9 protein-coding genes are annotated in these 11094 nt (G+C 56.6%); 5 read left to right on the top strand and 4 right to left on the bottom strand.

Annotated features, from left to right (window positions below; translation table 11 throughout):
• Positions 1-957 (top strand): N(4)-(beta-N-acetylglucosaminyl)-L-asparaginase, encoded by a 957-nt coding sequence (locus L3069_RS16050; protein WP_038416490.1) that lies wholly within the window; start codon positions 1-3, stop codon positions 955-957.
• Positions 957-2375, top strand: a complete 1419-nt coding sequence (locus L3069_RS16055) for a M17 family metallopeptidase (protein WP_038416491.1) — start codon at positions 957-959, stop codon at positions 2373-2375. Before L3069_RS16050 ends, L3069_RS16055 begins: the two co-directional genes overlap by 1 nt.
• 76 nt (positions 2376-2451) lie before the next feature.
• On the opposite strand, the gene L3069_RS16060 is transcribed toward L3069_RS16055, so the two are convergent.
• The 4 genes from L3069_RS16060 to L3069_RS16075 form a co-directional block, all read right to left on the bottom strand.
• A complete protein-coding gene (locus tag L3069_RS16060) occupies positions 2452-3153 on the bottom strand; it encodes a DnaA inactivator Hda (protein WP_211482948.1) in 702 nt (233 codons plus the stop codon).
• A 97-nt stretch (positions 3154-3250) separates the two neighbouring features.
• On the bottom strand, positions 3251-4540 hold the full coding sequence (uraA, locus tag L3069_RS16065; RefSeq protein ID WP_022648978.1) for a uracil permease: 1290 nt from the start codon (positions 4538-4540) through the stop codon (positions 3251-3253).
• A gap of 82 nt (positions 4541-4622) precedes the next feature.
• Positions 4623-5249 carry a uracil phosphoribosyltransferase gene (upp, locus tag L3069_RS16070; protein WP_022648979.1) on the bottom strand — a complete coding sequence of 209 codons (627 nt, stop codon included), beginning with the start codon at positions 5247-5249 and terminating at the stop codon, positions 4623-4625.
• Positions 5250-5456: 207 nt separating this feature from the next.
• Complete coding sequence (locus L3069_RS16075) at positions 5457-6887, bottom strand: 6-phospho-beta-glucosidase (RefSeq protein WP_038416492.1); 1431 nt, start codon at positions 6885-6887, stop codon at positions 5457-5459.
• 266 nt (positions 6888-7153) lie between these two features.
• On the opposite strand from L3069_RS16075, the gene purM reads away from it, so the two are divergent.
• The 3 genes from purM to ppk1 all read left to right on the top strand — a co-directional run bounded on the left by purM (position 7154) and on the right by ppk1 (position 11094).
• Positions 7154-8191 carry a phosphoribosylformylglycinamidine cyclo-ligase gene (gene purM, locus L3069_RS16080; RefSeq protein ID WP_022648981.1) on the top strand — a complete coding sequence of 346 codons (1038 nt, stop codon included), beginning with the start codon at positions 7154-7156 and terminating at the stop codon, positions 8189-8191.
• Positions 8188-8829 carry a phosphoribosylglycinamide formyltransferase gene (gene purN / locus L3069_RS16085; protein WP_022648982.1) on the top strand — a complete coding sequence of 214 codons (642 nt, stop codon included), beginning with the start codon at positions 8188-8190 and terminating at the stop codon, positions 8827-8829. The genes purM and purN overlap by 4 nt, the downstream gene beginning before the upstream one ends.
• A 204-nt stretch (positions 8830-9033) precedes the next feature.
• Positions 9034-11094: a polyphosphate kinase 1 gene (gene ppk1, locus L3069_RS16090; RefSeq protein WP_006811494.1), complete on the top strand. Its 2061-nt coding sequence runs from the start codon at positions 9034-9036 to the stop codon at positions 11092-11094.

Genomic DNA, 11094 nt, shown 5'->3' on the forward strand with positions numbered 1-11094 from the left:
ATGTGGGGAATTATCGCAACCTGGCGAATGGCACTTGAAGGGGTAACGGAATCCGCGTCTGCCCTGGCGGCGGGAAAACCGGTCGCTTCGGCGGTGGTCGATGCCGTCGCTTCCGTGGAAGACTTTCCGCTGTATAAATCCGTCGGCTACGGTGGCCTGCCGACCGAAAACGGCGAGGTGGAGCTGGACGCGGCCTATATGGACGGCGACACGCTGGCGTTCGGCGCCGTGGGGAATCTGGTGGATATCGCCAACCCGGTGCGCGTGGCGCACGCGCTCAGCCGTCAGCGCTATAACAGCCTGCTGGTCGGCCAGGGCGCGCGCGAATGGGCGCTGAGCCAGGGCTTTGCCGACAAAACTATGCTCACGGATCGCGCCATGCAGCACTACCGCAAGCGCTGCCGCGAAACGCTGGATAAGGGGTTAAGCCCCTACGACGGACATGACACCGTCGGCATCATTGGCCTTGATAAACAGGGTTCGATGAGCGTCGCCACCTCCACCAGTGGCCTGTTTATGAAAAAACGCGGTCGCCTCGGTGACTCACCCATCATCGGCTCCGGCTTTTACTGCGACAGCGAAACCGGCGCGGCCACCGCTACAGGCGTCGGTGAAGACCTGATGAAGGGCTGTACCAGCTACGAAATCGTTCGCCGGATGGCGCAAGGGATGACGCCGCAGCAGGCGGCGGATTCAGTCGTATTCGAACTGGAAGACAAGCTGATGTCGCGCTTCGGTCGCGCGGGCGATCTCTCCGTGGTGTGCATGAACAGCAAAGGAGAATTTGGCGCCGCGACCAACATAAAAACCTTCTCGTTCGTGGTGGCGACGGCTCGCCAGCCCCTCACCGTTTTTCGTACTGAACGCCTCCGGGAGAAAACGCACTATCACGCGGTAGATGAGGAGTGGATGCAGACCTATGCCGCACGGATCCGCGCGCCGATTGAGGAATCATGATGATCACTTACCAGTTTATCAACGCGCTTTCAGACGCGAAGCCGAACAGCCATTTGATTGCGCGCGCTGACAGTTCCCTGTTACCGGATAGCGCTCTTATCGCTGAAATGCGCCAGCAGAGCACCGTCGCGGACGCGCGCTTTGGCTGCGCGCCGTTTGCGCGCATTACTCTGTTGCCGGACACGATCTGGCATGACGCCCTGACCGAAGGGTTGCTCACCGCCCTGCGACCGTTGCTTACCGCCCCCGCCAGCGCCGAACTCGTGCTGGACGTGACGGATATCGACGATGTGGTGCTGGCGCAGGTGCTGCGTTTTCTCTTTAATCAGGCGCACAGGCTCAGTGACCTGAAGCTGAAGAAGACGGACGAAGCGGTGCGTCTTACCTGCATCACTGCCCTCTGCCTGCCGGAACAGCAGGCGAAGCTGGAGACGATCTTCCGCCAGCAGCAGGCCATTGCGCTCGGCATGATCGCGGCGCGACGTCTGGCGGATATGCCATCCGACCGCTGCACGCCGCAGTTTGTGGTGGAAGAGGCGCAAAAACTGTGTGCCGCCAGCCCTGCCCTGCGCTGCGAGGTGCTGAACGAAAAAGATATTGCTGAGCAGGGTCTTGGACTGCTGCACGCCGTTGGCAAAGGGGCGACCTGCCCGCCGCGTCTGCTGGCTATTCATTATGATGGTGCCAACGACGGCCCGATGCGCTGCTACGTGGGAAAAGGCATTACCTTTGACACCGGCGGCCTGTGGCTGAAGGAAGGCGCGGGCATGTACACCATGAAATATGACATGTGCGGCGCGGCCAACGTACTGGGGCTGATGCTGACCGTTGCGGAGCTGAAATTACCCGTGCGCATCATGGGCGTGCTGGCGCTGGCGGAAAACGCCATCGGCCCCGACGCCATGCAGCCCGGCACGGTGGCAACAGCCTGTAACGGCACCACCGTTGAAATCAATAATACCGATGCCGAGGGCCGGCTGGTGCTGGCTGACGCCATTGCCTGGGCCAGCCAGCGGTACCCGCAGGCCCGCTACATCATTGATATGGCGACTTTGACGGGCGCAGTGGTGAAAGCGCTGGGGTATGAGCTGAGCGGGCTGATGACCCAGGATGAACCGCTGCGCGCCGCGTTGACGCAGGCAGGAAAACGGAGCGGTGACGAGGTGTGGTCTCTGCCGCTGGACGCACGGCTGAAAAAGCAGACCGACAGCGCGATTGCCGATCTGTGCAACACACCGACTAACAATGCGGCGATAAGCGCCTCGGCGGCGTGGCTGCTGCATCACTTCTGTCCGCCGGCGATCCCCTGGGCACATCTGGATATCAGCGGGACGGCGCTGTGGCGTGAGAACGGCAGAAGCGTGGCGTCGGGAAGACCGATTCCGCTGCTGGTTGAGCACCTGATGGGAGATCTTTAGCCCGATGGCGCTGCGCTTACCGGGCCTACGGGTGCCATATGTAGGCCGGGTAAGGCGCAGCCGCCACCCGGCATAACTACAGCTTAAGAATATCTTTCACAAACGGAATGGTCAGCTTGCGCTGGGCGGTGATGGAGGCGCGATCGAGCTGATCGAGCGTATCAAAGAGCGTGCGCATCTCCCGATCCAGACGCTTGAGCAGGAAGCGTCCTACGTCTTCCGGCAGTTCAAATCCGCGCAGTCTGGCGCGCAACTGAAGTGCCTGGAGTTTGTCTTCATCCGACAGCGGTTGCAGCTTGTAGATTTGCCCCCAGTCCAGACGAGACGCCAGATCCGGCAGCCCCAGATTGAGCTGACGCGGCGGACGATCGCCGGTGATCAGCAGCCGGGTTTTGCCCGACTCCAGAATGCGGTTGTAGAGGTTAAAGATCGCCATTTCCCACGGCTCGTCTCCCGCCACGCATTCAATATTATCGATGCAGACCAGGGAGAGATGTTCCATGCCCTCCAGCACTTCAGGCACAAACCAGGTGCGTTTATCCAGCGGCACATAGCCTACCGCGTCACCGCGCGCCGAAAGTTCCGCACAGGCGGCATGCAGCAGGTGGCTGCGTCCCGCGCCTTCGCGTGACCAGATATAGATGTATCCGCTGTGTTCCTGGCGCAGCACGTTTTGCAGTGCAGCCAGTAAAGAGGGGTTATCACCCGGCCAGAAACTCGCGAAAGTTTCGTCGTCAGGGAGATAAAGTGGCAGAGAGAGCTGTGCCGGTCCGTTCAGAAATACCTCAACCAGAGATCTTACATAAAATCGGAATGGAGTTTAACACGGAACCAGCAAGGAGAGAACCGGGCGGATCGTCCGCCCGGTTAAAGGATCAATGTGGTGCTTTTTCGCTATCGTCAGCGTCCAGGATTTCTTCTTCCGGACGAATGACCGAGATCAGCTTGAAAATCAGGCTCAGGCCCACGCCGACGATGGTCGCCAGCGCCATACCCTTCAGCTCTGCCGCGCCGATGTGCACCTTCGCGCCGCTCACGCCGATGATCAGGATAACGGAGGTCAGGATCAGGTTCTGCGCCTTGCTGTAATCCACTTTGGATTCAATCAGCACGCGAATACCGGACGCACCGATCACCCCGTACAGCAGCAGGGAAACGCCGCCCATCACCGGAACCGGGATAATCTGGATCGCCGCCGCCAGTTTGCCGACGCAGGAGAGCAGAATAGCGATGATCGCCGCGCCGCCGATAACCCAGGTGCTGTAGACGCGGGTGATCGCCATTACGCCGATGTTCTCCCCGTAAGTCGTGTTTGGCGTGGAGCCGAAGAAACCGGAGATGATGGTGGAGAAACCGTTGGCAAACATGGAGCGATGCAGGCCCGGGTCGCGGATCAGGTCACGCTTCACGATGTTCGCCGTCACCACCAGGTGGCCAACGTGCTCAGCAATCACCACCAGTGCAGCAGGCAGAATGGTGAAGATAGCAAACCATTCGAAGCGTGGGGTGTAGAAGGTCGGCAGCGCGAACCAGTGTGCCTCGGCAATCGGTGTGGTATCCACAACGCCCATCACGAAGGAGAGCGCGTAACCCGCCAGCACGCCGATCAGGATCGGGATAATCGCCATAAAGCCGCGGAACAGGACGGAACCGAAAACCGTCACGCCCAGCGTCACCAGCGAAATAATAATGGTTTTAGAATCCGGTGACTGACCGTCCGCAGGCAGCAGCCCAGCCATGTTCGCCGCGACACCCGCCAGTTCCAGGCCGATGACGGCAACGATTGCCCCCATTGCCGCAGGCGGGAACATCACGTCCAGCCAGCCGGTACCCGCTTTCTTCACGATGAAGGAGACCAGGCAAAACAGCACGCCGCACATGATAAAGCCGCCCAGCGCGACCTCGTAACCCAGCGGCAGCAACAGCAGTACCGGGGAGATAAACGCGAAGCTCGACCCGAGATAGGCCGGGATTTTGCCTTTACAGATGAAGAGGTAAAGCAGCGTACCGATGCCGTTAAACAGCAGCACGGTAGCCGGGTTAATGTGAAACAGGATTGGCACCAGCACGGTTGCGCCAAACATGGCGAACAGGTGCTGCAAACTAAGCGGGATTGTCTGTAAAAGCGGCGGTCTTTCACTCACCCCGATAGCACGGCGCGTCATAGTGTTTTCCTCTGAGTGTCATTGTTGGTTTTTATTCAAAAAAAAGCCGACTATCAAAGTCGGCTTCTTTATCGTTATTCGATTATTTAGTCCCAAAAATCTTATCGCCGGCATCGCCGAGCCCCGGGATGATGTACCCGTGCTCGTTCAGTCCCTGGTCGACAGACGCGGTATAGAGTTCAACGTCCGGGTGCGCTTTTTCCAGCGCCGCGATACCTTCCGGCGCCGCGACCAGCACCAGCACTTTGATGCTGCTGCAGCCTGCTTGTTTCAGCAGGTCAATGGTGGCGATCATCGAACCACCGGTCGCCAGCATCGGGTCAACTACCAGCGCCATACGCTCATCAATGTTAGAGACCAGCTTCTGGAAGTATGGGACCGGCTCAAGCGTCTCTTCGTTACGGTAGATACCCACCACGCTGATACGCGCGCTTGGAACGTGCTCCAGCACGCCTTCCATCATGCCCAGACCCGCACGCAGGATTGGCACAACGGTAATTTTTTTACCTTTGATCTGCTCAACCTGCACCGGGCCGTTCCAGCCTTCGATGGTCACTTTTTCCGTTTCCAGATCAGAGGTCGCTTCGTAGGTCAGCAGGCTACCCACTTCAGAAGCCAGTTCGCGAAAACGCTTCGTGCTGATGTCATGCTCACGCATCAGGCCCAACTTGTGTTTAACGAGTGGGTGTTTCACTTCCACAATCTTCATTCTCTTTCTCCTCTGAGGTGGCATCCGCAAAAAAATCGCGGGATTATACCGCTTTTTTCGGATTGCGCCATACCCATGTTGCTTGATGTACATCAATCAAAAACAAAAAAGCCGGAGGCTGGGCTCCGGTTTGGGTGCGGGGTCTTGCCCGGTGGCGCTGCGCTTACGCGGGCCTACGTGTAGTGTAGCGTTAGCGCCACCCGACAATTACAGGTTATCGCCGTTGCTCGCAATCACCTGCTTATACCAGTCGAACGATTTCTTCTTGCTGCGGTTCAGCGTGCCGTTACCTTCGTTATCTTTATCGACAAAGATAAAGCCGTAGCGTTTCTTCATCTCGCCAGTGCCGGCAGAGACCAGGTCGATACAGCCCCACGGGGTATAGCCCATCAGATCCACGCCGTCTTCCACCACCGCTTTTTTCATCTCGCGGATGTGGGCGGAAAGGTAGTCGATGCGGTACTGGTCGTTCACCGTGCCGTCGCTCTCCTGCATGTCGATCGCGCCAAAGCCGTTTTCCACAATAAACAGCGGCAGCTGATAGTGATCCCAGAACCAGTTCAGAGAGTAGCGCAGCCCGACAGGATCGATCTGCCAGCCCCAGTCCGATTTCTGCACGTACGGGTTAGAAACCAGGCTCTTGCTCTCGTCATAATCCAGCGTCGGATTATCCGCCGTCGCTTTGGTGGCGAACGACATGTAGTAGCTGAACCCGATGTAATCCACGCAGCCCTGCGTCAACGCCACTTTATCTTCTTCGGTGATATCCAGCGCGAAGCCGCGACGTTCAAAGTAGTTGAGCAGATGCTGCGGATACTTGCCGCGCACGTGAACGTCGGTAAACCAGTAGCGGCGATGCATGGCGTTCATCGCCATCATCATGTCGTCCGGGGCACAGGTCAGCGGATAGATGGGGCACATGGCAATCATGCAGCCGATGTGCAGTGATGGGTTGATCTTGCGCCCCGCTTTCACCGCCAGGGCGCTGGCCACCAGCTCATAGTGCGCCGCCTGGAACATCACCGGTTCGCGATCTTCTCCCGGCGCATATTTCAGCCCGGAGTTGGTAAACGGCGCAAAGTCTTCATGAAAGTTGGCCTGGTTATTGATCTCGTTAAAGGTCATCCAGTACTTCACTTTATGCTGATAGCGCTCAAAAACGACCTTCGCGAAGCGGACAAAGAAGTCGATCAGCTTACGGTTACGCCAGCCGCCGTATTCCGTTACCAGGTGGAAAGGCATCTCGAAGTGGGAAAGCGTGATCACCGGCTCGATGCCGTGCTTCAGGCACTCGTCGAAAAGATCGTCATAGAATTTGAGTCCCGCTTCGTTCGGCTCCAGCTCGTCGCCTTTCGGGAAGATACGCGTCCAGGCAATGGAGGTGCGGAAGCATTTGAACCCCATCTCGGCAAAGAGTTTGATGTCTTCTTTATAGCGGTGGTAAAAGTCGATGGCTTCGTGGTTTGGGTAATTTTTCCCCTCCAGCACGCCGTTGGTGATTTCACGCGGTACCCCGTGGGCGCCTGCCGTCATGACATCGGCAACGCTCACGCCCTTGCCGCCCTCTTTCCAGCCGCCTTCAAGCTGGTGCGCCGCAACGGCCCCACCCCACAGAAAACCTGCTTTAAATCCTGACATTCGCTTTCCCTCATTCTGCGTTATTTTCTGCAAAAACAGTTACAGAAACCGGTTTCATTTTGATGATGTGCAAAGGGGATAGCCGTTGCAAGCAGATCGCCGAAACCGGTTTCATTTTCGTGAACGGAGTCAAGTTTGTTGCCCTGGACAGTCCGCACAGAAAAAAAGATCCCCGCGCCGAGAATAGGCTCGCAAACGTTTGCCTGGACTGTTAGAATTGCGCCGATTTTTCTTACTAGCTATGCAATCGCGTGGGGATTTAAGCCGTGACCAACAAAACTTCTCTCAGCTACAAAGATGCCGGTGTTGATATTGACGCAGGTAATGCGCTGGTTGACCGAATCAAAGGTGTGGTGAAAAAAACCCGCCGCCCGGAAGTGATGGGTGGCCTGGGTGGATTCGGCGCACTGTGCGCGCTGCCGCAAAAATATCGTGAACCTGTGCTGGTCTCGGGTACGGATGGTGTCGGTACAAAACTGCGCCTGGCGATGGATCTTAAGCGTCACGATACGATTGGTATTGATCTGGTGGCGATGTGCGTCAACGACCTGGTGGTACAGGGCGCTGAGCCGCTGTTCTTCCTGGATTACTACGCGACCGGCAAGCTGGATGTGGATACCGCAGCCAGCGTCATTAACGGTATCGCCGAAGGCTGTCTGCAATCCGGCTGTGCGCTGGTCGGCGGTGAAACCGCTGAAATGCCTGGCATGTATCACGGAGAAGATTATGACGTCGCAGGCTTCTGCGTCGGCGTGGTAGAAAAATCAGAAATTATCGACGGCAGCAAAGTGGCTGACGGCGATGTGCTGGTTGCGCTGGCCTCCAGCGGTCCGCACTCCAACGGCTACTCTCTGGTGCGTAAGATCCTCGAAGTGAGCGGCTGCGACCCGCTGACCACCGAGCTGGACGGCAAACCGTTGGCCGATCACCTGCTGGCCCCGACCCGTATCTACGTGAAAAACGTGCTGGAGCTGATTGAGAACGTTGAGGTGCACGCCATCGCTCACCTTACCGGCGGCGGCTTCTGGGAAAACATTCCGCGCGTGCTGCCGGACAATACCCAGGCGGTGATCGACGCCTCCTCTTGGCAGTGGCCGCCCGTCTTCAACTGGCTGCAATCCGCAGGCAACGTGAGCGAGCATGAAATGTATCGCACCTTTAACTGCGGCGTGGGCATGGTTATCGCCCTGCCAGCCAGCGAAGCGGATAAAGCGGTTAAACTGCTGACAGAAAAAGGTGAAAACGCGTGGAAAATCGGTACGATTAAAGCTTCCGATTCCGAACAGCGTGTGGTCATTGAATGAAAAACATCGTGGTGCTCATTTCCGGCAACGGAAGCAATTTGCAGGCAATTATAGACGCCTGCAAACAGAAGAAAATCAATGGCACCATTCGGGCAGTATTCAGCAACAAGGCCGATGCGTTCGGCCTTGAGCGCGCGCGGGAAGCGAACATTCCTGCGCACGCGCTGGAAGCCAGCCAGTTCGCCGGGCGTGAAGCCTTTGACCGTGAGCTGGTGCAGGAGATTGACGCCTACGCGCCTGACGTGGTGGTGCTGGCGGGCTACATGCGTATCCTGAGCCCGTCCTTCGTCGCGCATTACAACGGACGTTTGCTGAATATCCACCCTTCTCTTCTGCCGAAATATCCTGGCCTGCATACCCATCGTCAGGTGCTGGAGAACGGCGATGAGGAGCATGGTACCTCCGTGCATTTCGTTACCGACGAGCTGGACGGCGGTCCGGTCATTTTGCAGGCAAAAGTACCGGTCTTTGACGGTGACAACGAAGACGACGTGACGGAACGTGTACAGGCTCAGGAACACGCCATTTATCCGCTGGTGGTAAGCTGGTTTGTTGACGGCCGTCTTGAGATGCGCGACGGTGCCGCCTGGCTGGACGGCGTGAAGTTACCCCCGCAGGGTCATGCGGCTGAAGAGTAGTTTGTTCTGTCGGGTGGCGCTGCGCTTACCCGACCTACATATTGCATTACCCGATATTCCCTTCTCCAACCCCCTAAAATCCCCAACAAAAAAAATAACTGTCATACTTTTCTGGCACTGTTGGACATATCGTGGAAATGCTCGCCATAATAAGGACGAGACGGATTTACCACGTCCTGTGATTGAACTGGAGTGTGAGCTGTAATGGGTCAGGAAAAGTTATATATCGAGAAAGAGCTAAGCTGGTTAGCATTCAACGAACGTGTACTTCAGGAAGCGGCCGATAAAAGTAACCCGCTGATTGAGCGTATGCGTTTTTTAGGCATCTATTCCAACAATCTGGATGAGTTCTACAAGGTTCGCTTCGCCGAACTGAAACGCCGAATCATCATCAGCGAAGAACAGGGCTTAAACTCCCACTCGCGGCATCTGCTTGGAAAAATCCAGTCTCGCGTCATGAAAGCCGATCAGGAATTTGATGGCCTCTATAACGAGCTGCTGCTGGAAATGGCACGCAACCAAATCTTCTTGATCAACGAACGCCAGCTCTCCGCGAATCAGCAAAACTGGCTGCGCCACTATTTCAAACACTATCTGCGCCAGCATATCACCCCGATTCTGATCAACCGTGAAACCGATCTGGTGCAGTTCCTGAAAGATGATTACACCTATCTGGCGGTAGAAATCATTCGTGGTGAGACCATTAACTACGCGCTGCTGGAAATACCGTCTGATAAAGTCCCGCGCTTTGTAAATCTGCCGCCGGAAACCCCGCGCCGACGTAAGCCGATGATCCTGCTGGATAACATTCTGCGCTACTGTCTGGACGATATCTTCAAAGGCTTCTTCGATTACGACGCGCTCAACGCCTACTCGATGAAGATGACCCGTGACGCCGAGTACGATCTGGTGCATGAGATGGAGGCCAGCCTGATGGAGCTGATGTCTTCCAGCCTCAAGCAGCGCCTGACGGCAGAGCCGGTGCGTTTTGTCTATCAGCGCGATATGCCGGACGCGATGGTGGAGATGCTGCGCGATAAGCTGACCATCTCCCGCTACGACTCCATAATCCCCGGTGGGCGTTACCACAACTTTAAAGATTTCATTGGCTTCCCGAACGTCGGCAAAGCCAATCTGGTAAACAAACCGCTGCCGCGCCTGCGCCATATCTGGTTCGATAAATTCCGCAACGGGTTCGATGCCATCCGCGAGCGGGATGTGCTGCTCTACTATCCGTATCACACCTTTGAACACGTGCTGGAATTGCTGCGTCAGGCCTCGTTCGATCCGAACGTGCTGGCGATTAAAATCAACATTTATCGCGTGGCGAAAGATTCCCGCATCATCGATGCGATGATCCACGCAGCGCACAACGGCAAGAAAGTGACCGTGGTGGTTGAGCTCCAGGCTCGCTTCGACGAAGAGGCCAACATCCACTGGGCGCGCCGACTGACGGAAGCGGGCGTGCACGTCATCTTCTCCGCGCCGGGGCTGAAAATTCACGCCAAGTTGTTCCTGATCTCCCGTAAAGAGGGCGACGATGTGGTGCGCTACGCCCATATCGGTACCGGGAACTTTAACGAGAAAACCGCGCGTATTTACACCGACTATTCACTGCTGACTGCCGATGCCCGCATCACCAACGAAGTGCGTCGGGTGTTCAACTTCATTGAGAACCCGTACCGCCCGGTGAGCTTCGATTATCTGCTGGTGTCACCGCAGAACTCACGGCGCCTGCTGTACGATATGATCGACAAAGAGATTGCCAATGCGCAGAACGGCTTGTCGTCCGGCATCACGCTGAAGCTCAACAATCTGGTGGACAAAGGCCTGGTGGATCGCCTGTATGCGGCCTCCAGCTCCGGCGTTCCGGTAAATCTGCTCATTCGCGGCATGTGCTCGCTCATTCCGGAACTGGAAGGCATCAGCGACAACATCCGCGTGATCAGCATTGTGGATCGCTATCTTGAACACGATCGCGTCTATATTTTCGATAACGCCGGTGATAAGCGCGTATACCTCTCGTCCGCCGACTGGATGACGCGTAACATTGATTACCGTATTGAAGTGGCGGCACCGCTGCTGGATCCTCGCCTGAAGCAGCGTATCCTGGACATTATCGAGATCCTGTTCAGCGATACGGTGAAAGCACGTTATATCGACAAAGAACTCAGTAATCGCTATGTACCGCGCGGCAATCGCCGTAAAGTGCGGTCACAGTTGGCGATTTACGATTACATCAAATCACTTGAGCAACCCGATTAA

It is taken from the genome of Enterobacter cloacae complex sp. ECL411, from assembly GCF_021869665.1.
GTDB classification, from domain to species: domain Bacteria; phylum Pseudomonadota; class Gammaproteobacteria; order Enterobacterales; family Enterobacteriaceae; genus Enterobacter; species Enterobacter intestinihominis.